This is a genomic window from Luteitalea sp. (assembly GCF_044337415.1).
Lineage (GTDB): Bacteria > Acidobacteriota > Vicinamibacteria > Vicinamibacterales > Vicinamibacteraceae > Luteitalea.
On the sequence record NZ_JBIINP010000398.1, the window covers coordinates 1 to 24,528 of the forward strand.

Annotated in this window: 22 protein-coding genes; 2 read left to right on the forward strand and 20 right to left on the reverse strand. The window is 63.6% G+C overall.

The genetic code is table 11. The annotated features are described in order from the left end of the window. Positions 1–1,172, forward strand: a 1,172-nt coding sequence (locus ACIRDX_RS22825; protein WP_396627709.1) for a glycosyltransferase family 4 protein, incomplete at its 5' end; no start/stop codon positions are given. A 9-nt stretch (positions 1,173–1,181) separates the two neighbouring features. Here ACIRDX_RS22825 and ACIRDX_RS22830 read toward each other — a convergent pair. The 8 genes from ACIRDX_RS22830 to ACIRDX_RS22865 form a co-directional block, all read right to left on the reverse strand. Next, positions 1,182–2,302, reverse strand: a protein-coding gene (locus ACIRDX_RS22830; protein ID WP_396627710.1) for an IS3 family transposase whose coding sequence is annotated in 2 segments (ribosomal slippage) — positions 1,182–2,047 and positions 2,047–2,302 — 1,122 coding nt in all. Because the reading frame shifts where the segments join, the coding sequence is not laid out codon by codon here. Between the two features lie 81 nt (positions 2,303–2,383). Further along, positions 2,384–3,553, reverse strand: a complete 1,170-nt coding sequence (locus ACIRDX_RS22835; protein ID WP_396627711.1) for a glycosyltransferase — start codon at positions 3,551–3,553, stop codon at positions 2,384–2,386. Between the two features lie 18 nt (positions 3,554–3,571). Next, positions 3,572–4,276, reverse strand: a complete 705-nt coding sequence (locus tag ACIRDX_RS22840) for a class I SAM-dependent methyltransferase (protein WP_396627712.1) — start codon at positions 4,274–4,276, stop codon at positions 3,572–3,574. Positions 4,277–4,338: 62 nt separating this feature from the next. Next, a complete protein-coding gene (locus ACIRDX_RS22845; RefSeq protein WP_396627713.1) occupies positions 4,339–5,559 on the reverse strand; it encodes a glycoside hydrolase family 99-like domain-containing protein in 1,221 nt (406 codons plus the stop codon). Further along, positions 5,556–6,518, reverse strand: coding sequence for a glycosyltransferase (locus tag ACIRDX_RS22850; RefSeq protein WP_396627714.1), 963 nt, complete (start codon positions 6,516–6,518; stop codon positions 5,556–5,558). Before ACIRDX_RS22850 ends, ACIRDX_RS22845 begins: the two co-directional genes overlap by 4 nt. Before the next feature lie 15 nt (positions 6,519–6,533). Further along, the gene (locus ACIRDX_RS22855; protein WP_396627715.1) at positions 6,534–7,643 is read right to left on the reverse strand and encodes a glycosyltransferase; all 1,110 of its coding nucleotides are present in this window, start codon (positions 7,641–7,643) and stop codon (positions 6,534–6,536) included. 11 nt (positions 7,644–7,654) lie between these two features. Further along, positions 7,655–8,434 (reverse strand): FkbM family methyltransferase, encoded by a 780-nt coding sequence (locus ACIRDX_RS22860; protein WP_396627716.1) that lies wholly within the window; start codon positions 8,432–8,434, stop codon positions 7,655–7,657. 102 nt (positions 8,435–8,536) lie between these two features. Continuing rightward, positions 8,537–8,875, reverse strand: a complete 339-nt coding sequence (locus tag ACIRDX_RS22865) for an acyltransferase (protein ID WP_396627728.1) — start codon at positions 8,873–8,875, stop codon at positions 8,537–8,539. Here ACIRDX_RS22865 and ACIRDX_RS22870 point away from each other — a divergent pair. Continuing rightward, positions 8,759–9,208 carry a hypothetical protein gene (locus ACIRDX_RS22870; RefSeq protein WP_396627730.1) on the forward strand — a complete coding sequence of 150 codons (450 nt, stop codon included), beginning with the start codon at positions 8,759–8,761 and terminating at the stop codon, positions 9,206–9,208. The two genes, ACIRDX_RS22865 and ACIRDX_RS22870, sit on opposite strands and share 117 nt — an antisense overlap. Here the strand turns inward: ACIRDX_RS22870 and ACIRDX_RS22875 are convergent. The 12 genes from ACIRDX_RS22875 to ACIRDX_RS22930 all read right to left on the reverse strand — a co-directional run. Then, entirely contained in the window at positions 9,170–10,447 is a 1,278-nt protein-coding gene (locus ACIRDX_RS22875; protein WP_396627717.1) for a polysaccharide ABC transporter ATP-binding protein, read from the reverse strand. The two genes, ACIRDX_RS22870 and ACIRDX_RS22875, sit on opposite strands and share 39 nt — an antisense overlap. Before the next feature lie 3 nt (positions 10,448–10,450). After that, complete coding sequence (locus tag ACIRDX_RS22880) at positions 10,451–11,269, reverse strand: ABC transporter permease (RefSeq protein WP_396627718.1); 819 nt, start codon at positions 11,267–11,269, stop codon at positions 10,451–10,453. A 33-nt stretch (positions 11,270–11,302) separates the two neighbouring features. Then, positions 11,303–12,421 carry an acyltransferase family protein gene (locus ACIRDX_RS22885; RefSeq protein ID WP_396627719.1) on the reverse strand — a complete coding sequence of 373 codons (1,119 nt, stop codon included), beginning with the start codon at positions 12,419–12,421 and terminating at the stop codon, positions 11,303–11,305. 3 nt (positions 12,422–12,424) lie between these two features. After that, positions 12,425–14,308, reverse strand: a complete 1,884-nt coding sequence (asnB, locus tag ACIRDX_RS22890) for an asparagine synthase (glutamine-hydrolyzing) (protein WP_396627720.1) — start codon at positions 14,306–14,308, stop codon at positions 12,425–12,427. Between the two features lie 9 nt (positions 14,309–14,317). Next, a complete protein-coding gene (locus tag ACIRDX_RS22895; RefSeq protein ID WP_396627721.1) occupies positions 14,318–15,514 on the reverse strand; it encodes a hypothetical protein in 1,197 nt (398 codons plus the stop codon). Positions 15,515–15,534: 20 nt separating this feature from the next. Continuing rightward, positions 15,535–16,623: a glycosyltransferase family 4 protein gene (locus ACIRDX_RS22900; RefSeq protein ID WP_396627722.1), complete on the reverse strand. Its 1,089-nt coding sequence runs from the start codon at positions 16,621–16,623 to the stop codon at positions 15,535–15,537. Positions 16,624–16,657: 34 nt separating this feature from the next. After that, entirely contained in the window at positions 16,658–17,779 is a 1,122-nt protein-coding gene (locus ACIRDX_RS22905) for a glycosyltransferase family 4 protein (RefSeq protein ID WP_396627723.1), read from the reverse strand. Positions 17,780–17,797: 18 nt separating this feature from the next. After that, on the reverse strand, positions 17,798–19,570 hold the full coding sequence (locus ACIRDX_RS22910; RefSeq protein WP_396627724.1) for a hypothetical protein: 1,773 nt from the start codon (positions 19,568–19,570) through the stop codon (positions 17,798–17,800). After that, positions 19,571–21,046, reverse strand: a complete 1,476-nt coding sequence (locus ACIRDX_RS22915) for an O-antigen ligase family protein (RefSeq protein WP_396627725.1) — start codon at positions 21,044–21,046, stop codon at positions 19,571–19,573. It lies immediately after the preceding gene. A gap of 51 nt (positions 21,047–21,097) precedes the next feature. After that, a complete protein-coding gene (locus ACIRDX_RS22920) occupies positions 21,098–22,447 on the reverse strand; it encodes a hypothetical protein (protein WP_396627726.1) in 1,350 nt (449 codons plus the stop codon). Positions 22,448–22,537: 90 nt separating this feature from the next. Then, complete coding sequence (locus ACIRDX_RS22925) at positions 22,538–23,806, reverse strand: glycosyltransferase family 4 protein (protein ID WP_396627729.1); 1,269 nt, start codon at positions 23,804–23,806, stop codon at positions 22,538–22,540. Between the two features lie 60 nt (positions 23,807–23,866). Continuing rightward, on the reverse strand, positions 23,867–24,528 hold a 662-nt coding region (locus tag ACIRDX_RS22930), incomplete at its 5' end, for a DegT/DnrJ/EryC1/StrS family aminotransferase (RefSeq protein ID WP_396627727.1).

The following is a 24,528-nucleotide window of genomic DNA, read 5'->3' on the forward strand; positions in this document are numbered from 1 at the left end:
CGCTGCTTGAGCGAAACGCGATGACGATCGTTCGCCTCCATCTGACGCGTCAGCCCCCTCCCCACACTCCGACGGAGACCGCGCACGGCCTGGGTCGGCTCGTGCTCGTCCCGCTGCCCGTCAGGCCTGGCACCGACATGCACTCGCCGGCTCCCGACAGGCACTGGCGCCAGTGGCTCAAGCAGCAGGCGCGGGACTGGATACTCTATCGGCAGCCGTTCTGGCAGTGGTTCGGCCAGCGTTGGCTGGCCACGATGCCCCTGTCGCCCCAGCCTGGCCAGGCGATCGGCGCGGGTGATGCGGTCGTACGCATGCTGCGCGAGATGACCGTGGACCTGGCTGTCCTTCATTTCTTTGGCGGCGCTGACGCGGAAGAGGTCCTGATGGAAGTCCGGCGGGCGCGGGTGCCGGTGATCGTGGTCAACCACTACGCCAACGACCGGTTCCTGCACGCCGCGATGCGCAAACACGCCCTGATGGCGCAGGGAGTGGCCGGAGTGAACGGCCTGCAGGTACCGCGCTACCTCGAACGGTGCTTCACCAACCTGTCTGACGGCATCGACACCGAGTACTTCCGGCGCGAACATGCGAGGCAGATCCCCGGACGCGCAGCGCTGCCGATCGTGCTCCTGCCTGCGCGTGTCGTTCGCGAGAAGGGGCATCTGGACCTCATACGAGCCGGCGGCATGCTCCAGCGCCAGGGAGTCAGGTGTGCGTTCGTGCTGGCTGGGCGGTTGGATGCGTCGGACTTTGTGGACCAGCTGCGCCGGGAGATCGAACGGGAGCAACTCACGTCGCAGGTGTTGTTCCTCGGCAATCAAACTGTGGACGAGTTGCGGGACTGGTACGCCGCTAGCACGGTTGTGGCGTTCCCGACCTACCACCCGGAGGGGCTGGGCCGGGTCATTGTCGAAGCCCAGGCGATGGAAACGCCGGTCGTCGCCTACGCGACGGGCGGCGTGCCCGACGGAATCGAGACGGGCCGCACGGGGTATCTGCTGGAGCAGGGCGACATCGCCGGCATGGCGGCGCGCATCCGCGAGATCGTCGAGAGTCCGTCGCTCAGAACTTCGCTGGCCAACGCGGGCCGACAGTGGGCCGAGCGCCAGTTCAGTGTAGCCGCGCTGGCTGAGCGGCACGAGCGGTTCTACATGCAGGTGATCATCGCGTAAGCTCCCCCGTCAAGCAGACACTCCAAGAGGAGACTCAGCCACGGGTTGAGGCCTCGGCAGAAACGTGAGGGGCGGCACCCGGCCGAGGCTGTCGTGCGGCCGCTCCTCGTTGTAGACCCGCAGCCAGGTGTCGGTCAGCGCCTGCAGCTCCTCGAGGGACTCGAAGAGGTGCGCGTTGAGGACCTCCGTGCGGTACGTGCGATTGAAGCGCTCGATGTACGCGTTCTGATCGGGCTTGCCCGGTTGGATGTGATGGATGGCCGTGCCGTGGCCGGCGCACCATTCGACAAACGCCTGGGCCAGAAACTCGGGGCCGTTGTCGACCCGGATCGCCCGCGGTGCGCCGTGCACGAGCGCGAGGGCGTCCAGGACCCGCGCCACGCGGACGCTCGGCAGCGATGCCGCGACGACGACGTCAAGTGCCTCGCGATTGCCTTCATCGATGATCGTCAGGGCTCGCACCCGCCGGCCGTCGTACAGCGTGTCGCTCATGAAGTCCATCGCCCACGTGTGATTCAGCGTGCTCGGCGCCGCCAAGGGCTGTCGCACTCGCTTCGGCACGCGGCGCACGGTGCGACGCGGCAGGTTCAAGCGCAGCGCGCAGTAGACGCGATGCACGCGCTTGTGATTCCACGTCCGCCCCTGCGCGCGGAGCCGATCGAAGAGCTTCCAGAAGCCCCAGCGACCGTGCACCGCCACCAGCGCGGTCAACGCATCGATCACCGCGGCATCACGCAGGGCCCGTGACACTTGAGGCCGGTAGTACGCCGCTCGCGACAGCCTCACCACGCGACACGCCCGCTGCACTGGCAGCCGATGCTCCGTGACGAGCACCTGGGCGATCTGTCGCTTCGCGAGCGGCCCTACAGCTTTCGGTGGAGCACGTCCTTGATCGCCGCGTTCTCCAACGCCAGGTCCGCGTACATGCGTTTGAGCTTCGCGTTCTCGACCTCGAGCTCACGCAGGCGCTTCACGTCGGAGACGGTCGCCCCGCCGTACTTGCTCCGCCACTTGAAGAAGGTGGGCCGGCTGATACCGTGCTTGCGCAGCAGGTCCGCCACCGGCACGCCACCCTCCGCTTCTCGGAGGATGCCGACGATCTGGCTCTCGCTGAACTTCGACTTCCGCATGGACTGCTCCTGAGCGGCTCAGTCTACCAAGGGAGTGTCTACGTCTTGGGGGAGCTTACGATCGCCCCGCGGGACCTCGGTTCAGCAGTGCTTGGTCGCGATACAACGCTCCATGGCCTCCCATAGCTGCGGTCCGGTGGTTTCGGGTAGGTTCTCCCTCGCTACCTTGGCTCGGGCATTGACGCCGAACCGCCGTGCCTCCGCAGGAGTGTTCGCGAGTCTCACGAACGCCTCCGCCATTGCGGGCAGGTCGAGATATGGCACGGCCAGACCGCACCCATCGCGGATGAACTCCGGAATACCGCCAGCCTCGAGGAAACACACCACCGGGCACTCCATCGCGGCGACCTCGAGGCAGGCCAGCGGGTAGGGGTCGTCGCGCGACAGCAGGGCGAATGCGTCGAACGCCGGGAAGACACGAAAGGGATCCGCGGTTTCCCCGCTCGTGTGGAACTTGTCCGCGAGACCCGACGAGGACAAGTCGTACCGCAGCGCGTACTCTTCCTCGGCAGACCCTGCCCGGCCGACCCAGAGGAAACGAAAGTCGCGGGCGGGCGTGATTCGCCGTAAGGCGATCAGTAGCTGCGGAATCACGTCGCGCCCTTTGCGCCAATGCTCAGCCCCGCATCCGCCGATAACGACGGCGTATGCCGGTATGCCGAGGGCCTCGCGTGCGGCCGCCTTCTGTTGAGGCGAAGGGACGACGGGCAGCTCACGAATGTGTTCGTAGACCACCGCGATTCCTTCCGGCGCGACTCCGTGGTTCCGTACGAGGTTGTCGCGCACCGCCTGCGAGGCCGCGACGTAGAATCGGGTGTGCGCCTTGACCGCCGCCAGGTTCTCGGTGCCGATGCGCGTCAGCCAGTACTGGAGTTCGTGGACGTGCGTAAGAATCGGTACGCCGTATCCACCCAGAGCCGACAGGATGGCGCCATTGGTAGCCGTGTTGGAATAGACCAACTCGTAGCGGCCAGCCTCGAAGAAACGCCGCACTTTGCCTTGCTCGGACCAAAGCGATTCTGGAAGTCGTTCCCGCATGCGGCGACCGAGTCGCGTCCGGTGGAACAACGTTGAGCCCAGCGTGAGCATCGGGCCGAGCTCGGCGAAACCAGGTTGGAGCGGCCCCGGATTCCGCAGGATCGTGCCAATCTCACAGCCGCGATTGGCCTTCAGCCATTGCATGAACGCCAGGAGCCCAATGGGCGCACCGGTCCGGCTGGCGTCGTGACAGATGAACAAGATGCGATTCACGTGATCGTGGGACGCGGATCAGCGCCAGAAGAGTGCGTCGTCCGAGTGAGCAAGAATCTGAGCCAGTTTGCGGCGAATGCGGCGCAGCACGCTACGATCTCTCTTCGCGGCGAACGGCTGCAAACCGTGCCACTCGGGCTGGGTCACAGTGCCGTCAACGAGTTTACGGAAGAAAGATGTCTTGCCCTTCGTATCCTCGAGTATCCAATTGTGACGTTCCATCAAGAGGAATGACTCAAGTATGGTGCCCGTAACGAGATCGGTATCATCTACGATGAGCACTCCGTCCTTCTTGAGGCGATCCGCTGTGAAGGCCCAATCAAGGAATGGGCCTGGGAAAGCATGGTCGCCATCGATCAGGACTACATCCAGCGACTCGGTCTCCAGTGTTGGCAGGATTGCCTGAGAGCGGCCCGCCAGAAATCGCGCGTTTTCGAGCGATACCTCGTGGTCGACACACCACTTCTGTATCGACTCGTGTTCAGACTGTGTCGGAGACACGACAGTGTGGCGAGCTCCCGCGGAGATGAAGGCGATGCTGGAGTAGCCGCACCCGGTTTCCAGACTGTGAAAGCCTGGGCGGACGTTCTGCCCAATCCAGTGAAGGATCGCTGCCTGGATTCCGTGACTGACCGCATTCGGTATGGCAGTCCGGTCTTGTGCGAACATAGCGTGGAACCGCGGCATCTCACTGAGCAGCGTTTCAATTGTGAGGTTGTGCATCGGATGAACGCTCAGAATCTGCCAGTGACGCGTCTATAAGACAGACCTGCGACACGTGGTGGTCACGCGTCCGTGTTCTGCCTCGTCGGTTGGTTGCCCGGGTCCGCTCTGGCGGTGAGCCGATCATCGACCTCGGGTCCCACGGCGGCGCGCAGGGCGTCGATATAGGCATGACCGAATCTGTGATCCGGCTCCAGGTAGTTGCCTTCAGCCCATTCGTTCCAGGACTTCACGAAGACGAGGCGCTCCTCGGCCGGGCGGTCGGCCACGGCGCCAAGAATCTCGCGCGCGTGCTGGGCGAACAGCTCTGGCGTGGAGCCGTGCAGGACAATGCCCTTGTTCCCCGCACGAGGCGTGTTGTCCCAACCCGGGACGATGGACGGGTAGCAGCCCTGCGCTAGTCCTTGCTCGGAGCGGAAGAAGAGGACAGCGTCCTCGTAGAAGTGGACACCGCCCGGCCAACCCATCACTCGCTGCAGTAGCCGGTGAGTCAGCAACCGGGCGGCAACTCTCCCGCCTGCCGCCATTCCAGCCAGGCGTCCGGACTCAGTGGTGGTGGTCCGCGAACGCTGGGCCACGATGTCCCACCAGCGACGGCGCTGCAGCTTCAGCTCGTTGGTCACGACGGCCCCGTCATAACCGTGGTGCTTCCAGCTGAAGTCCAGCTCGTTGTCGAACAAGTGGGCGATGAAGTGGATCCCTGGCAAGCCGTTCCGACAAGCCAGATCCTGCCAGAGCGCGATGAACGCCTGTGTCTCCGGCAGCTTCATCGGCCGGAAAATGGTGAAGATCGGCCGGCCGTGTACACGGATGTAGCGCCGATCCAGGAAGGCCGGAAGAAGCGCGTGAAAGTGACGTTCATGGTCGTCGCGTCCCGGATAGGTCTGCTCGATGAGGACGCGACGTTCAGCCCCGTACCAGTGGCTGCTCCAAGTGTCGTTGGCCCAAGCTGCACAGAATGGAAAGTCCGGCCTTCCGGACGTAACGACTTCATGGAACGGTCGCTCCAGCACGCGTCGGCCGGCGAACCAGTAGTGCCAGTAGCTGAAGCCCTCGATACCCGCCTTGCGGGCGAGTTGCGCCTGTTCCTCGCGCACCTCCGGTACGCGAAGGTCATAGAAGCCCAGATCGGCTGGCAAGTGCGGCTGGTAATGGCCGCGGAAGAGCGGTAGCGCTTTCGTGACGTTCGTCCACTCCGTGAAGCCCTTACCCCACCAGGCATCGTTGTCGGGTGTCGGATGGAACTGCGGCAGATAGAATGCGATCAGTCGCGCTTGAGTCATGAGGCGAAGGCGGGAACAGCACCGAGCTTCTGGATTCCACGGCGTGCGTAGTTGCGAGGCCGTTCACGTTCGCGCATGTAGCGGGAGCATGCGGCGATCTCCTCCACATAGCTCAATTCCCACGGGGCGATCCCCTCCTCGTCAGGACCAGGACGCGCTGTGATCCGGCGGCGGACCAGGAGCTTGGTGCGCAGGACCATCAAAGTCTTGCGCGGGTGGTCGATCGGCTCGTGAAACCAATGGTGGCGAAGGTAGGCGCGGGACCAGCCCTTGAGGGTTGCGGCCTTCAGCCAATGCTTGTACTTCAGGCGATCCGGGTTGAGGTGGTGTTCAACCTCAGCGTCAAAGGCCGGCTCGATCCGCCACCCGCACTCTCTGATTTGCCAGCTCAGGAGCGACTCCTCCCCACCATTCGTAACACCAGGGCCGAGCTCTGTGTCGAACCCTCCGACACGATCGAAGACGCGGCGATCCACGGCCATGTTGGCGCCGCACATCTCCGACGGCGCTGTGGGTGAGAGGTAATCGGCCGTGGAGGCGAGCCACGCGCGGTGGGTGCAGTTCATCCACGGGCGCAACAGGTGCGGCGCGAGCCGCACGCCACCTGCGACGGCCATGGCGGATCCGTTCCGAATCGGGGCCGTCATCCGCTCCAGCCATCCGGTCGGGAATCGCAGATCATCGTCAGTGAAGACAAGCACACGCCCGCGCGCCTGGCGGAGTGCGCAATTCAACGCGTGTGACTTCCCAGGCGTCGCTTCATGGAGGTACCGAACTCCGACCGATGCGCAGACCGGGCCGAGTGCCAGCTTTCCGAGAGAGCTGCTGGTGGCGTTCTCCACAAGCAACACTTCGATCGACAAGGCTGAGCCAGAGACAGCCTCGCGAAGCGAAGCCAGCGTGGGTGCGACAACGGCTTCGCTGGAGGCCGTTGCCAATATGATCGTCAGGTCACACATGTGCGGCTCAGCCACCTATACGGTCTGAAGCTGCTGGTACAGCGCTTCATACTTGGCTACGAACCCGTGCATGTCGAAGTCTTCTGCGACGCGCTGTCGCGCCCTGACTCCAAGCTCGCGCATCCGCCCCGGGGCCACGAGCAGGCCGATCAAGGCTTCTCCCAACGCCTTGGGGTCATTCGGGTCGACCAATGCGCCTGTTCGTCCATCCAGGACCTGTTCTGGAATCCCACCCACCCGGGACGCGATGACCGGGACTTCGCAAGCCATAGCCTCGAGGACGGTGTAAGGCAGATTGTCGGCAAGCGACGGCGCGACAAAGACGTCCGCCGCCGAGTAATAGGTCGCGACGTCTTCGGGTTTGATGAATCCGATCGGGCGCACGTTCGGAATGTTGGGGATCATTCCGCCACCCACGGCGAGCACGATTACGTCGGGCGTCTGCGGTATCACGACCTCGGCCAGAGCCTGCGCCAGGATGTGGCCTCCCTTGCGTTCGTCTGAGGTCCAGCCAGCATGGTGAGCCATGAAGCAGACGACCTTGGCGTCGGGAGGCAGGCCGAGGCGCTTTCGTGCATCGGGATCGCGGCGGAATCGGTCCAGATCGACTCCGTTGTAGATGCGTTCGATGCGGAAGCGGGCGAGTTCGGTCTGCAGCATCCGCTGGCGCATCCATTCGCTCACGCACACGAATGCCGTGTGCTTTGGCAGATGTGCGTGTACTCGACGCTTCTCCCGCCGGCGCCAGAAGTAGGTGTGCGAGATGAGAGAGTACCGCTTGGCCGCTCCGACCAGCGGGCAGCGGAAGCAGGTGCGATAGGCATCGCAATCCCAGCACTTCAGATGTGTGTCGCCGATGGGGCGTGGGTCGTGCGGCGTGACGACAGTGGGAAAGCGGCTCGCGACCCGGGCCAGAAAGTCATAAGGAAGATCCCCATAGTACGAATGTAGATGAACCACATCCGGACGATGTGCTTCCAGTTGCTCGAACTGCTCGTTCGCCGTCAGACTCACGTTGTCGGGGAAGTAGCGTACGTCGTGGCGCTCCTGGAGTCCCCGCTGCAGGTCGCGCGCGCAGCGTGTCGCCCCGGCAGTCCAGAGCTCGTTAACGATGGCGATGCGCATGGACCGGGACTTCAGGGCTGGCGCCACGCGTACACTTGCGCCAGCATCTGCTCACGCCCGACAACGTCGAGCGCGGCCTCTAGCGGCGCGAGTCCCAGGTGTGGGCCGAGATCCGCGGTGAAGGCGACCTCCATGCCAGAGTCGCGCAGCAACCGCATCGAGTCCAGAAACTGGTCCATTTGATGGCGCTGAATGTGGTACTCGGCAGAGATATTCTGGACCTGCCGCAGTGTCTGATCGCGACTCAGCTTCTCGATGACGGCGTACTCGGCGCCCTCGATGTCCATTTTCAGCATGTCGACGCGCTCGGGTAGGTGCCCACTGAGGTCGATACACGGTACAGATGCGCCGCCCTGGGCTGAGATGGCGCCCTTGTCTGACCCCGCATCGTCGAAGCTGACACTCCCATCATGGTCCCAGACTGCGGCCTGCTGGACTTGCACGTCGTTGATCGCCGCCGCCTTGAGATTGCGCGAGAGGATGGCGGCTATCATCGGATCGGCTTCGTAGGCGGTGATCCGGCTGCCGGGGTACGTCTGCTTGAACCAGATCACGCTCATGCCGACGTTGGCTCCGGCATCGATGATTGTCGGTGCCACTTCGGTGGTCTTGAACGCGTAGTGCCGCTTCAGGTAGATCTCCCAGTATTGCCCGCGAAGGTTGCTCGCCGACACGTACTCGATCTCTCCCCATGGGAAGGTAAAGGTCGAGCCTGCAGGAACCGGGTCCTCGAGTCGGTTGACGCGGTAGTTGATCTCCCATGGATCGTGACACGGCACGCCAAGGGCCAATCTCGTGCGCCTCTGTAGACCGCGGACCATTTCGCTGATCGTCCTCATTGAGTTATTTGCCTGATGGGTACACGGCGTCGCGACTAGAGCGAGGCCCCTCTCCTAAACGACGCGGATCTGTCTTGCGGGATTTCCTGCCCAGATTGTCCCTGCAGGAATCGACTTCGTCACGACACTTCCGGCGCCCACCACCGCGTTGTCACCTATCGCGCAACCAGGAAGGACGGTTGATCCGCATCCGACCCAAACGTTATTGCCAATTGTGACTCCAGTCTTGCTGGTGTCCCATGTCAGGTCGCAGTAGAGTTGCCCCGCCCTGATCTCGTGGTTGCAACCAATGAGGGACACCTGCTGAGCGAGCAGGCAGTCGCGACCGATTCGAACGATACCGCCGGTCGCACGTATGTTTGCCTGCGCGCCAATGAAGGTACGATCACCGATGGACAACCTTCCCTCGACAGGAGAATGCTCACTCCGCGCCAGGGCGACGATCTCGCTAAACCGCCCGATGTGGACGTGGTGGCCGATCTCGATGCAGTCCAAATCGTCGGTGACCCAGGTCACTGGCTCTTCGACTACGAGGTCAGGCCAGCGGGCGCGTCGAGCGACGGCGGCGCGAAACTCGCGAAGGGTGTTTCGACGTGCGCGCCACCAGGTCGAGAGCGCGAGGCGTACAATGTTGGCCATTCTCTTCAGGAAGTCATTGTCAGGATTGCGGCTTACGGTGACTCCGGCTCACTCACTCTCGGCTTTCGTCGACCAGTCGTTGCCTGAGGGCTGTGGTTCGGCGAGGAACCCCGCTCTAAATGGCACCGCGATCACACTGGCAGACACCGGACGAAACGTCAGGCCCTTTAGGGACATCGGGATGACATCGATCCGCTGCCACCAGCACAGGTGCTCCTGGCCACCGTCAGCTCGTATGCCGACGTCCACCGTCAGTTCCTGGGCGCAGAATCCTGGGTTTCGCACGTTGAAGGTCACGGTAAACGTCTTCGCTTCAGACGGCCAGTCGGGGTGGTCCTCAGCGTCGCTTTGCAGTGCGAACACTCTCACTCCGTTGTCCTCGTAGAACGTCAGGTCAACGGCAGGCCGCGGGAGCAATTGGGACGCACGCACTTGGACCTCAGCCCTGATCTCCTCGCCCAACGCCCATACTTTCAGAGGCGAACCGTCAAGTCGGAAGAATCGGACAACGACCTCCGCGATCGAGTGGCGCAGCACTGAGTTGGTCGAGGCCGTGTCCTGGGCGTATCGGCTCACGATGTCATCGATGTCCTGGTATCCGTGGTTTCGCCCGCCAACGAGGTATAGGCCTTTACGGCACAATCGCTTTACCGCCGCCATGTTGTGACTGACAAACAGAACGGTGCGGCCGCTTGTGGCCACCTGTTGCATCTTGCCAAGGCACCGAGACTGGAACTGGGCGTCGCCGACTGCTAGTACCTCGTCGACTATCAAGATCTCTGGCTCGAGGTGGGCAGCAACGGCGAAGGCGAGACGGACGTACATACCGGATGAGTATCGCTTCACCGGCGTATCGAGAAACTTCTCGATCTCCGAGAACGAGACGATCTCGTCGAACTTGCGCTTGATCTCGACCCGGCTCATGCCCAGTATCGCGCCGTTGAGGAAAATGTTCTCGCGGCCGGTCAACTCGGAATGAAAGCCGGTGCCCACCTCGAGGAGACTGGCCACGCGACCGTCCAGCGTGATCCTCCCAGTCGTCGGCTCGGTGATCCGGCTGAGGACCTTCAGGAGCGTGCTCTTGCCCGCGCCGTTGCGACCGACAATGCCCACGACGTCGCCACGGTTGACCTCGAACGTGACGTCGCGCAACGCCCAGTACTCCTCGTCCTCTTGCTTGCGCTGCTCCCAGCGGCCGCGCAGCCACTGCCACGGGGCGCGCACCGCATCCTCGATGACGTGGCGGAAGCCGTCCTCCTTCGAGCGTCGCTGCCCGATGAGATATCGCTTGCTCAGGTTCTCGACGGAGATGATGGGGTCGCTCATCGGTCAGATCACGTCGGCGAAGCTGCGCTCGGTGCGGCGGAAGTACCAGACCCCCGTGCTCAACGACAGCACAACGGTTCCGCACGACATCGCCAGTCCTGGCCAGTAGATGACGTGCTCGCCGCCGAGAATGCACCAGCGAAAGCCGTCGATCACGCCGACGATCGGATTGAGCGAATAGAGGAGCCGATACTGGGACGGGACGATGCTGCTGAAGAACCCGACCGGGGAGATGTACAGGCCGAACTGCACAACGAACGGAAGGACGAAGCGGAAGTCGCGATACTCGACCATGAGGGCGGCGACCCACAGCCCGATACCGAGCGAAGCCGATACTCCCAACAGCACGAACGCGGGCAAGGCGACGATCTGTATGGGGGGGACAGCGCTGTACCAGAGCATGAGCAGTATCAAAAACGCGCCTGAGATAACAAAGTCGACGAAACTGGTGACAATGCTGCTCGCGGGAACCACGAGACGCGGAAAATACACCTTGGAGATCAGGTTCGAATTAGCGACCAGGCTGTTCCCGCTTTCCGACAACGCATTGGCGAAGAACTGCCAGGGCAGCATCCCACAGAACACGAGCAGCGGGTAGGGAGCGCCACCAGACGGCATACGTCCCAACTTGCCGAAGACGATTGTGAGTACGGCCATTGTGAGTAGCGGGCGGATCAGCGACCAGGCCACCCCCACGACGGTCTGTTTGTAGCGGACGAGGAGATCGCGCCAGGCGAGGAAATAGAACAGTTCTCGGTAACGCCAGAGGTCACGCCAGTAGTGGCGCTCTGAGCGTCCGGCTTCGATGATCAGTCGGCTCATTAGAGTGTGGAGGGTAGTTCCGGCTGGTTGGGGTCAGGCGGGCCGGGATGGAACGTGTGCAAATCTGTCCTTGAGCCGAAGGAACGGGCGTTCAAGAAACTGGTAGCTCAGGGCGGCCAGGATCACTGTCAGCAGGAATGCGCTGATGGTGCGACCGAAGGGCAAGCCGGGAATGGCGAGTCGAGGCGAGAACTGAATGGCCAGTGCGTGGAACACATAGAGGCCGTAGGATATCTTGCCGAGGTAAACGAGTGGAGTCCATGTGAGCAATCTGCAGGCCGAGCCATAGATTGCGAGAAAGACGAACAAGCACCCGATTGTTACCAAGGGCAGTATCAGCGCCCAGCCCCAGTGTGTGTCGTGCCCCAGGGACATGCATGCTACGGGAATCGAGAAGCCGGCGACGATCATTGCAAGGCGGGCGCCACCACCGAATGCCGGGAGCCGGTCACTTATCAGGGCGACCAGTGCCCCCACGGCGATGGGCTCCATCCTCAGCGGAGTGGCAGTCCAGAGCATGTACCAACTCGCCTCTGATGCAATTGCGAAGATGCGGCCGACAACAGCGATCAGAATCATCCCGATCGCTATGTGGCGCAGGCGCTGAATCCCGGCAAGGACGATCAGGAGTGGCCAGGTGAAGTAGAACTGCTCCTCCAGGGAAACGCTCCACAGCACCAGTGTAGGGCTGCCCCGACCTGCGTCCGAGAAGGCGATCGCCCAGTTGTGGGTGAAGGTCAGGAGGCCAAGCACATGTCCCTTCTCTGGTGGGGCAACGAAATGAAACATGCGCGGAAGGACAAACCCGGCCAGTCCCACGAAGGCAAAGTACAGCGGCCAGATCCGCAGACTGCGACGAATCCAGAAGCCCTTGACGTCGATGGTACCGGTGCCGCGGTACTCGCGCACGAGAAGCGAAGTGATCAGAAAGCTCGAAAGCAGAAAGAAAAGGTCGACTCCAAACATCCCAGCTCGCAGCACAGCGACAATCATGCTGGCTGCCGATTGCGGTAGGCCCGCATCGACATACCGCGATACCGGGTCGTTCAGGGAGTGATGCAGGAAGACGGTCAAGAAGGCGACGAACCGGAGTGTGTCCAGCTCTGGCAGATAGAAGCGCTCTTGGGTTGATGCGGATTCCGGAGCAACCATGGTTCAAGCTGCATCCGTCTGATTGCGCAACCACTGCTCAAGCACGACCAGGCTGAACAGGATCTTGTGATGGTCCTTCTGGCCGGCCGCGTGCTCCTTCATCCACTGCGTCACGGTCGCATGCCGCACGTGGCGATATATCAGCGATTGCCCATCCGCGAGATAGTCGTTGAATCGCCCGTGCAGGCTCTTGCGGAACCAGTCGTCGACGACGTTGACGGCGAAGCCGCGCTTCTTGCGTCCGACAATCTCCCGAGGCAGGAACTTCCTGGCGACGCGGCGATGGAGCCATTTCCTCACACCGTTCCGTACCTTGAAGGAGGCGCCGAGCCGTTGGACGTGTTCCACGACGGGGCGGTCCAGATACGGCACCCGCGCCTCGAGGGCATGCGCCATCGAGAGCTTGTCGCCATACATCAGCAGTTCGTCGGGAAGGGACGAGCGGAGCTCGAGAAGTTGAAAGGCGTTGAGTTCGTCCAGATTGCGCATGGCCGGAACGCAGGACGCCCACGACCGATACGCCTCGCTGTGCGACCCCTCGACACCGGCTCCGCCCAGGAAGAGGCTCTCCATCTCCGCATCGGCAGTGAGGGAGAACACCCGCTGGAATCGGCGCAACTGATCGCTCTCGTTCAGCGAGTAGAGGCCTCGCTTCACTGTGTCGTTGCGGGGCAGGAGCGCGCCGGCCAGGGCGGCGCTGCCGGCCTGCATCCAGCGTGGGAGCGATCGCCATGCCGCGCCGTAGTGCACGCCCAGGTGGCGGGTGTAGCCGCCGAAGAGTTCGTCCGGCCCCTGCCCGATCAGCGCCACCTTGACCACTTCACGTGCCCGCTGGCACACGAAGTACATGGGCACGATCGAGGACGAGGCCACCGGCTCCTCCAGCGCACCGACGATCCGAGGCAGCGCTTCCTCGAAGGAGTCCTGGCTGATGCGGACAACGTGATGTTCAGCGCCAAGGAGGCGTGCCGTCTCTGCGGCGTCGCTCAGCTCGTCGTCGCGGAACGATGCGCCGTAACCCACCGTGAACGTCGGCCAGGCCTTGCCATGGAGATTCATCAGGCCCAGCAGCAGGCCGGAGTCCATGCCCCCGCTCAGGAGCAGGCCGAGCGGCACGTCACTCATCAGCTGCCGCCGTACCGCATCCTTGTACAAGTCGAGCAGTTGCTCGGCCGCCTCGTCGACGCGAGGCTGTGGTGCGAAAGGAACCGGCTCGTACTGGTAGTACCGCAGGACCTCTGCTCGGCTGTCCCGAACGACGAGCTTTTCGCCGGCGGCCAGCTTCCTGATGCCGGCGAACATCGTGCGCGGCGCGGGCGTGTAGCGATACCGCAGGAAGAGCGCCATCGCCTCGACGTCGGGCGAAGGCTGCACCGGCACTGCCGCGCGGACCGCGCGGATCTCCGAGCCCCAGTACACCGTGCCGTCGTGAATCGAGTAGTACAACGGTTTGATGCCCATCGGATCTCGGGCGAGCATCAGGCGGCGTGTCTTCGTATCCCAGATGGCCAGGCCGAACATGCCGTTGAGGCGGTCGAGCACGGCATCGCCCCACTGCTTGTAGCCGTGGACGATGACCTCGGTATCGCACTGGGAGCGGAACACATGGCCGTGTGCCTCGAGCTCCCGGCGCACGTCCATAAAGTTGTAGATCTCGCCGTTGAACGTGACCCAGACGGTGCCGTGCGGGTCCGACATCGGCTGGTGACCAGCCGGCGATAGATCGATGATCGCGAGGCGACGAAAACCCAGCGCCAGCGAGCCATCCACGTGGATGCCCTCGTCATCCGGACCGCGGTGCACGATCGTGCGGGTCATCCGTTCAACCGTGCCACGGTCCGCCGGGGCGCCGGTTTCGAAGTTGTACAGGCCGCAGATGCCGCACATGGGGTGTGGTTACGCTCCGGCAGACACGTGCTCGGCCTGCAATCGCAGGCACAGGGCACGGAACATCTCGGACTGCCCCCAGCGATGCATGGGCACGTTGTCCCACCCAAGCAACAGCTTGCGGCTACGGAAATGGCCGTCAGGCAACTGCCAGTGCCGGGTGATCTCGGTCACCGTCCGGTCGACTGCGGCATCCAGCGAAGGGTATCGGCCGCGCAGGAGCACGCCCAGATTGATGCATTCGGCGCAATCGTAGAGCTCTCGGCGGTACACCGTCAGTCGCGGCGCTCGGGCGAACGGGCGCGGCAGGCCGGCTTCATCGAAGAGATGCTGTGTGTAGTACGCCACGCCTCGATCGAGTGCCTCGCGGCAGCCCGCGTGGCCCGTGAGGGCCTCGATCTTGGCCAGCGACTTCATCACGAAGCACGTGTGGAAGTGGTCCACGAACGGACGGGCGCCGTCCACAGCGTAGGGCCATGAACCGTCGGGCAACTGGCACTGCAGGACGAAGTTCAGGTTTCGCTCGGCGGTTGCGCGGTAGCGCTCGTCCCGGAACTCCCTCCAGGCGCTGAAGAGGGTGAAGGCGCGGTAGGCACTGGCGTTGACGACCCGTTCGCCGCCCGTGGGGGTGTAGGTACAGGTCGCCACGCCGGGGCCGAGTTCCACATCGCGGTAGTCGAGCAGGACGTGATCGGCGATCGATCGCATGATCTCGCGCCGGCCAGGCTCTGGCGAAAGGCGATGCACGTCGGCGAAGGCTTCGTAGCAGTAGGGCGTCGTGGTGATGAGCGGAGTGCCCTGGGCAAGGATGCCGCCACGGGTCTGCCAGTCGAAGGGATAGCCCCAGCCGTGCCGCTCGTACCCAGGGCACCGGGTCTGCTCGAGCACCTCCAGGAAGTGAAGGGCGCGGTCGAGATGCCGTCTCTCACCTGTCACGTGGTGAAGCGCCGCATACCCCATGGCGAAGTGGGCGTCGGAGATCGGCAGCCTCATCCGCGGAAAGTAGAACCGGCGTGTCCACGGAAAGAACGCTTCGCACACGACCATCGGCAGCACAGCGGCCTTGCCGAGCAGGGGACTGCGGTAATACAGGTTCTTGGCCGCGCGACCGACGCGGCTCGCGTAGAAATCCTGATGGTCCTGCGACGTCTCGCCGTACGCATCGAGCCACACGACGAAGCGATCCAGTACGACCCGGAGTGGCACGGGAGCACCGGACTCCGGGATCATCGGAAACGCGCCGCGCACAGTGGCGAACCCGGCGTGGTCAGCGCGGCGACGCACTCGCGGAAACCCGAGAACATCTTCTCGATCGATGCTTCCTGCAGGATGTCCTCCCTGGCCGCGGCGCTGAACCGGGCGCGGAGCGCGTCGTCGCGCAGCAGGAGCAGCATCTTCTCCTTCAACGCGGCGATGTCGTTCTCGAGGACCACGAAACCGCTGCGGCCCTCCTTGAGGTAGTGGATCTCGGGAGGCTGCAGGCCTGCTTCGGTCACCACCGGCAGGCCCCAGTAGAACGCCTGGTTCATCCCGAGGCCGACATCGCCCGGGATCACGAAGAGGTCCGACAGCTTGAAGATCTTGCTGATCCTGATGCCCTCAGGGTCGTGCACCTCGCCGAGGTGCATCACGTTCTTCTTCCGAATCATCGCCGGCAGGTCGAAGCCCATCGGATCGCCGACGATCACGCAGCCGCAGTCGGGATCGTCGATGTCGTTGAAGACGGCGATGAGGTGGTCCACCTTCTTGACCGGGCGCATGCGGCCGACGAAGAGGACGACCTTCTCGAACGGAATTCCGAACTCGCGCTTCAGCTCGTCCTTCGATGCCGTGATGGTCGGGAAGGCCGAGAGATTGATGGTGTTGTTGGCGACGAACACCTTGTGGCGGTTGCCGGGGCGGATGTCCTTCACCTCGTGCTGCGAATACAGCACGATGGCATCGCAGAGAGAGTGCACGTAGTAGAAGGGCAGGTTGCGAAGCCCGGGGTTCCTCACCTCGAGGTTCACGCCCTTGTTCCAGTACACGGTCGGGATGCCCCGCAGCTTGAGCCAGTGCAGCAGCGGCCAGATCATCGTGTCCTTCAAGTGCAGGAACAGGATGACCACGTCGGGATTGAGCGCCTCGATCTCCCGCTTGTACGCGCCGAAGCTGAATGGCACCTCGCGAAAGTCGAACTCCAGCGGGTAGGGATTGCTTCGTTCGAGTTCGTTGGACCGGACACAGAACTCCCAGTCGAGTTCGCGGAACCTCCGTGCGAAGTAGTTATAGTTCGATACCCGGTAGTGAAAGACCTTGTTCGACACCAGCAGCACACGACGCATTCTGGATACCTTTGCTGGCGTCACTCTACTGGTACAGATGCCTGACGCGGAGACACTGCCGATCCCACGAGTACTTCAGGGCCTGCCCTGCGATCGCCTCGCGGTCGAAACGGTTGCATGATGCGAAGAAGCGGTCCACGGCTGCGGCGAAGGCGTCAGGATCGTCGGGAGGCGCGATGATGCCGGAGTCGTCATCGATGTACTCCGACAGCGAGCCGACGTCGGTGGCGACGATCGGGATCCCGAAGCGCAGGCAGAGAAAGACCACGCCACTCTGGTAGATGTTGCGGTAGGGCATCACCACGACGTCGCAGGCGCGCAACCAGAGCGCGACTTGAGCGTTTGGCACGAACCCCTCGCGCCATTCCATCGTGCTCGCGCGAGGCGAGCGACTGATGGCTGAACGAACCTGTTCGGCATATGGCTGGTCCGGACACCACCCGGCGATGACGAGATGGGACCCCGGAGTGCGGACAGACCCCCACGCCTCGGCGAGAAGGTCCACGCCCTTGTAGGGTTCCAGTTTTCCGAAGAAGAGCGCGATTGGGCCACGCTCAGGCAAGCCGAGGCGGACGCGGGCGGCCGGCATCGACAGATCGGTCGTGGGCATCTCCTCGTTCAAACCGATGGAGATGACGATGATGCGGTCGCGCGTGACGCCGAACTCCTCCTCGAGTTGCCGTGCCACCTTCTCGGTGTGGGCGATGATCGTGTGCGGGAATCGGTAGATCCAGCGATACATCCGGCGGAACAACCCGCTCTTCTCCCTGCCGTGGGGCAGCGCGTTGTGGGCGGTGTGTACGTAACGGCCGGCCCAGAGTCGCAACCACGGGGGCAGGAGCAGACCGTCGAGCAGGATGGCACGGCTCGCGAGCAACCCATTGAAGTGGAGCGTGCCCCCCCGGTACTCGACGATCACGCCGAGTAGTCGAAGGTAGTAGCGGACAATGTTGATCGCCTTCTCGAGGGTCCGGCGGCTGGGGTCGAGGCTGCCGCGCAGGTTGCGGTGGGCAATACCTGCGTCCGCCAACCGCGGCCCGATGTCGTCGTCGGACGCGACCATGAGATCGATTCCATTGGCAGCCAGCCCGCGGGCGAATCCGACCGTATAGTTCGCCTCGAAGCCGTGGGGAATGACAAGGTTCATGTGCCGATCATCACCAGGTCACGAAGGCTGATGCTTCGCGGCAACCCCGAGCCTTCGAGTGATGGCACGCGCAACGGAGTGGACTCTGGCATTGCGGGCGAGAACGTTGTCGCGGAACTCCGACAGCGCTCGTCGCACGGCGACCTGGATGTGGTAGGCCAGCGAGGTCGGTCGGTTCGTATGCGGCTCGAGGTGGGGCACGACCCTGATGAGCCTGCGACGGACCGAATCGGTGCGCAACTCGATGTGCACCATCCCGTCCTCCACACGGAAGGGGTGAGCCACGTCGTCGACGGTGACTGCGGCAATGCGCTGCGCCAGCACGCGCTTCTGCAGCTCCCATCGCATGGGTCGGTCCACGTGTGGCTGCAGTTCGAACGTGTTCGTGAAGAACCTGACCGCGAGGCATTCCGTGGAAAGGTCACGCCGCATGTGCGTGAACGTCGCCGTCTCGCGTAGCCCCACCCACCGGATGTCCGGGCACTGCTCGCGCAGCCTGGCGACGAAGTCCTCGATCGGCCCGAGTCCGGTGCGGAAGTACTCGTGGTGTTCGACGAGGATCGCCGGCTTGCCCAGGAACAGCGCCAGGGCGAACGGCGACATCTCCCCGGCATAGTGACGCTTGAAGACCGGAAACCCGAAGAGCGCGTCCTGGGCGGGAAGCATGAGGTCGCCCATGGTGACTTGCTCGTTCGGGACATTTCGCGCCAGACAGCCAGTATTCACCATCCCGAGAAAGCCCGGCGTATCCGCGAACGCCTTCCAGCCTTCCATGGAGCACTGCTCCTGCGGGCAGACCGCCAGGGGGGCGTACGGAATTCGCACGCGCTCCGCAAGACGATCCATCCGGTCTAGTGCCCGGTTGTTCTTGTCGCGAAGGAGCTCGTAGTCGGCCTGACCATACTCGTTGTTGTTGTGGTCGCAGCCGTGGACGCACAGGCTGAAGACATCGGCATGGTCCCTGAAGAGGCGACCCGGGCCGTTGCGAGTTCGCCACCAGTTCCAGGGGATGAAGGCAAGGGAGACGTGATAACACCTCTCCCGAGCCGAGCGGAGCAGTGCAGCGAAATCGATGAAGCCGTAGCGGCGGACGAGCAGCGGGTCGTCGATCACGAAGCCCGCCAGCCGGTCGGGATTGTGCCAGCAAGCGGCGCCGAGTGCGCGGCGCAGAAAGATGACGAGCGGAAGGCAGGTGTCCAGCGCCTCCTCGAAATCGCGTTCCGCCGCGACGACCGCCGAGACGTCCATGACCGAACGGGTGGCCCAGAGGAAACACTCGATGCCACCGCCCTCCCACTGCACGAACGACGGCCATTCGCCCACCGTCATCAGCGCCGACACCGGTCGCTCGCCCACGACCCTCAGCGGGGACGCCCCCTGGCGTACGAATGAAGTGGACGCAAGCTCCCGGGTGATTCGCGCTGAGGATCGGGGGAAACGGATGCGTGAGTCGGCACCGCTTCCCTCTCCAACCGTGATTCCGCCTCCCGTCCATCGGGACAACCGCGTCCCGCTCGGCTGGCTCTCCGTGACCAGCAGGAGCGTGGGAATCAAGCCAAGGAGGCTCTTGTCGGCAATCGCATGCCCCTCGGCGGCGTCAGGATCGCCGAGACTGTCGACATCCACGACTGCGCAGGCAGCACCACCGCCGGCCAACGACGACACCGTGTCGTGCCCCGGTTGCCGCACACAGCGAGCCCCGAAGAACTCGGCCATGCGCTGCACCGCCAGCAGCTGCGGGCTTGGATCGCCGTCGTGGAACAGCAGGACCGTTGGGAACTCAACCGCCATTCAGTGCTGGGGTGCGGCTACTCCGGGCAGACGGAGGCCGGACGCGTCGACGATGCGCGGCTCGGCAGCGCGGTGCGTCCGTGCCGTTGCGATGCGCGGCGCTCGCCGAAGAGGTACCCGCTTCCGAACCTCGCCGACTACCGGCACATGGATCAGCGCGACGAGAAACAGGAGCCACAGGTGGTGGTCACCCCTCGGGAAGACCGACTCCGTGACGTTCACGAACAGAATCGTCAGGAACAGGGTGATGCGGATCGCGCCGTCGTCGAAGCTCGTCTCCAATTCCTTCAGCAGCTTCGGGAATGAAGTGAACACGAGCATCGCGAGGAGCAGGACACCAATCAGGCCGAGCTGGAGATAGGTCTCGACGTAGCCGCTGTGCGCCTGACCGAGCACCCACGTCATGTTTGCGTTCCATGGGATGTTGACCAGCCGCCCGATCCAGAAGCCGCCGAACCCCACGCCGAGCAGGGGATTCGAGACGGCGGCGTAGCAGTCGGACCAGATGTAGGTCCTGTCGGTCAAGGTGATGTCGCGCCCGAACATCGTGACCATGTTCCCCAGGATCGAGTCCGCGGAGAACAGGAAGACGCTGTGCGCGGCGATGAGAAGAATGAGGGCGACGACGGCACTGAACACGGCGACAACGAAGGGCCTGGCCTGTGCAGGAAGGCTCCGATACGCCTGAAGGCGATACAGCACGATGGTGGCAAATGCAGCCACGGACACGGAGGTCATGCTGATGGCTTCGCTCGACCCGCGGAGGAGATACAGCGCCATGCCCAGGTACGCCATGGGGAAGAACTGGAAACGCTTGCGGCTCCAGTTCTGCCTGAGCACGACACTGAAGCAGATCAGCCCCAGCATCGCCACTTGGCCGAGGGTGTTCTTCGAGGTCGCGATCCCGATCCACGACTCGGACGAGCCACTCCAGTCGAAGGTCACGCCGAGGTCCCTGAAATAGCGCGTGAAGATGATCGACATCGGCAGATGGATAAACAGGCAGCTCTTCAGCACGGTGAGTGCTGCATCAAACCGGCGCGGATGGGTCACGATCACTAGCGCCATGACGACCGACCCGATCATCTTGATCAGCCGCTTGAACGAGACAAAAGGGTACGCGGACCAGACGACACTGATGGCCATGTACAGCAAGAGGCACGTGACGACTGGATTGCTGCGAACGATGGCGCCGATGTCGACCCTGCGACGCGAGAGTATCGTGACACCGATGACTGTCAGTACGGAGAAGAAGTACCTGTCGATGGCGCTGCCGTCCGTGGCGTCGCCTCCTCCACCGGGCAGGGGCACGCCCCAGATGTCCAGCCAGACCCCGATCGGGCGGCTGGCGACGATCACGTACCACAGCGTCGGCCAGAACAGTCCGTCCGAGGGCCACTGCGAAGCTTCCTTGTCCGAGCGAAACGCCGCAAGGACGAAGACGGCCGCAATGAGGACGGCGAGTTTAGGAGGCATCAGCCACGAGCTCAGGCTGGCTCGTCATCGCCCTTCTGGACGCAACGCTCGTCAGGGCACAACTCTCAGTCCCGTAGGCGGGGTAGGCGGGGTAGGCGCGGGAAGACCGACCGTGTACCCGTCTCTTCCGGCCGCGGCCCCGCACGAGCCGGGTCCAACCACGGGGTGCGGACAGGTGTACGGCTGATAGCCGGAGATCGCCGCCGGCTTCGACGCGCTGACGAAGTAATCACGCCCAGGCTTGACGATGTCCGTGATGGCAAACGTCCCGCAGGTTGCCGTGCAGTTGGATGTGGAGGCCAGGTCTAACGTCCATGCGCTGCCGTTCTTGATGTTGTTCCACAGGTACATGGGCTCTGCCGCCGCCGTCTTGGGGTCACTTCCGACGCCGATCTGGTCATCGATGGGATAGTTCGCTGGACACTGGCAGACGCTCCCGAAGTTCGGCCAGGCTGCCATCGCCCCGTATTCGGTGAGATAGAACCATCCGCCACTGGCGACATTGTTGAAAACTCGCCCCCCTCCGCCTCGCAGTTCGATCGCGGTCCAGTAGGCGCCCGTGTTCGTCCACCGGTTGTTGTAGATCTCCATGTGCCGCACACCCCGCCCAGGGGAATTGGACGCCTTCCCGTGCCCGTCGATCTTCGACGGGCCGTGGATGGTGTTGTAGCGCAACACACAGCGGCTGTTGGCGTTGCAATCGATCACGTAGCCCAGGCCAAAGAACTCGTTGTTCTCCACGAACAGATTAGCCGCGCCTCCCATCGAGTGGGGAGTCTGCCACGACTTGATTGGATCGTTGGCCGGCCCGCGGGCGAAGATCATCTCCATGTCGCCTCGGTTTCCCGTGATGCTGTTGTTGTCGACGACCCCATACACGTCGGTGTACAGGAAGTAGCCGCTGTTGGACGAGGACCTGTCGATGTACTCGATGTCGGTCACGCGAAAGCCATCCGTCCAGTACGCCCCAATGGCTGTTCCACTGGCGCCTGTTGATGTCTTTATCGTGAACCCACGCACAGTCCCTGGCCAGTAGAGCCGAATCGTGCCGTTCGTCCAACTGCCCGCCGTCGAGGCCATCTCGATGATGGTCACGCCTCGACCGGCACCTTGGAGCGTGATGACCTTGTCTAGCGAGACGTAATTCCCACCAGCGCCCCAGGTACAGGTTCCGGCTGGAACCAGCACCGTGTCGCCAGTCTTGGCGATGGCAATCGTCTCGTTCACGTCGAACGCCGAACACGACGGCGCCGAGAGCGTAGCTGCGGCGGCCCGTTCTGTAATCGTCAACAGAGAACAGGCCAGAAGCAGGAACGTTGCGAGGCACGTCCTGGTGTGGGAGGCGAGATGGCTGGCGCGTTCGAAAGGACGCTGCGTGTCGATAGAAATGTGGGGGTTCATGTTGTTCACCGTAAGAGGATCTCGACGGTCGCGGATGTTCCCGCACTGGGGCTGGCGCAAAGCACACGCGGTCAACTGCTGGCGCATTCCTTAGGAAGCACGACCCGCGCCAGTGGCGACGTGCTCTGGCCACGTGCCATTCGGCGATCCGCGGGCCAGTTCATCGACGATGGCATAGTACTCTCCGACCCGCGTCTCCCAGGCATAGGTGGACGCGAACGCTCGTGCTCGACCGACGCGCAGGCTGTCCGGGGGCGCCTGGGCCAACTCGATCATGGCGGCAGCGAGTGCGTCGGAATCGTGCGCCGGGAAGAAGTGGACCAGGTCCTCGGGGAAATAGCGCGAGTGGGCCATGGTTCTCGACAGAATCACGGGGACTTCGCACGCCATGAACTCCAGCACCTTCGTGCTCAGTGCCTCATTGCTGAAGCCGGTCGCCGACTTCGGCTCGACCCCGAAATCCGCCTCGGACAGCACCTGAGGAAGCTGCTGCACGGGTACGGGGGCGTTGAAGTGGACGCGATCCTTCACGCCCAACTCCAGGGCGAGCGCCTCCAGAGTGGCCCGGTTCGGACCTTCACCGTAGATCTGGAACTCTGCCTCCGCGATGCGCGGTGCTGCAATCGCGAAGGCCCTGATGGCCGTCTCCAGCCCCTGATGAGCGCTGAGGCTGCCCGGGTAGATGAACCGCACCCGCGTGCCTCGAGGAACGGACGTCCTCGCCTGCGGCCGGAACAGGCTCAGCTCCGGGCAGTTCAGCACCACCGACGATCGGCCGACAAGGCCGGCGCGCGCGACGATCCTCTCACCCCAGATGTGGTTGGCCACGATGACATGGTCCGCAGCCCGGCAGCACAGCCTCTCGATTCCCAGCAAGAGCCGGTGGAAGCGGGAGCCCGGACGGGTGTTGAACTTGGTCACGTAGAGTTCGGGGAATGCGTCGTGAATGTCCAGGATCACTCGCGCGCCGGTGAGGCGCGGGATCAGCGCGGCGAAGACCAGGAAGTCTGGCAGATTGTGGACGTGGACGATGTCGTAGCGTTGCTTCGCATGGCGCGAGGCGACCACGGCGGCCGCGCGCATGAGGAAGAGGACGACCTTGGCGAGGTACCCGAGCGGCCCACGCTCGTCCTTGGAGCGGGTCTGCAACCGCGAGACGTGGCACCCGTCGATCACCTCGTCGCGCGACTGCCCCTCGCGGCGAAGCGCAATGACGTCCACGTGGTCGCCGCGCCTGGCGAGCGCTGTTGCATAGCGACGTACTCGGTAATCCGTGTCGTAGAAGGAGTAGACCACGTGGCACACGCGAAGGCCGCGTGTAGCCGCGCGGCTGGTCTCGACCGCCGGGGCGGACTCCATGGTGCTCACGTCAGTGCCGCCTCGAGATTGCGCCCACTCGGTCGACTTCCACTCGCCGTGTCAGCTCGTCACCGCAGTCGCGGCGAACGAGGCGCTCGCAGCTGCGACACGATGCTGCTGCTCGGGCGTCAGCCCCGGGAACATCGGCAACGACAGGATCTCCTTGGCCGCGCGCTCGGTCACCGGGAGCGCGCCTTCGGCGTAGCCCCACTCCACGTAGCACTTCTGCAGGTGCACCGGCAGTGGGTAGTGCAGCCCGGTGAACACGCCGTGCGCCTTCAGGTGCTCGGCAAGCGCGTCGCGCTGCGGATGCCGGATCACGTACAGGTGGTACACCGCACGGCTGCCCGACGGCTCGTACGGCGTCGTCACGTCGGGCACGCCGGCCAGCGACTCGTGGTACCGGCACGCCGCATCACGTCGCTGTGTCGTCCACTCAGCCAGGCGGCGCAGCTTGATGCGCAGGAACGCCGCCTGCACCGCGTCGAGCCGGCCGTTGTAGCCCTCGAGGTCGTGGTAGTACTTCTGCGCCTGACCGTGCTCGCGCAGCATGCGGATGGTCTTCGCGACCTCCGCATCCTCAGTCGTCACTGCGCCCGCCTCGCCACACGCACCGAGGTTCTTGCCCGGGTAGAAGCTGAAGGCGCCCGCCTTGCCGAATGTGCCGGCGCGCTTCCAGGTGCCGTCGGCACACTGATACTCGGCGCCGTGCGCCTGGCAGG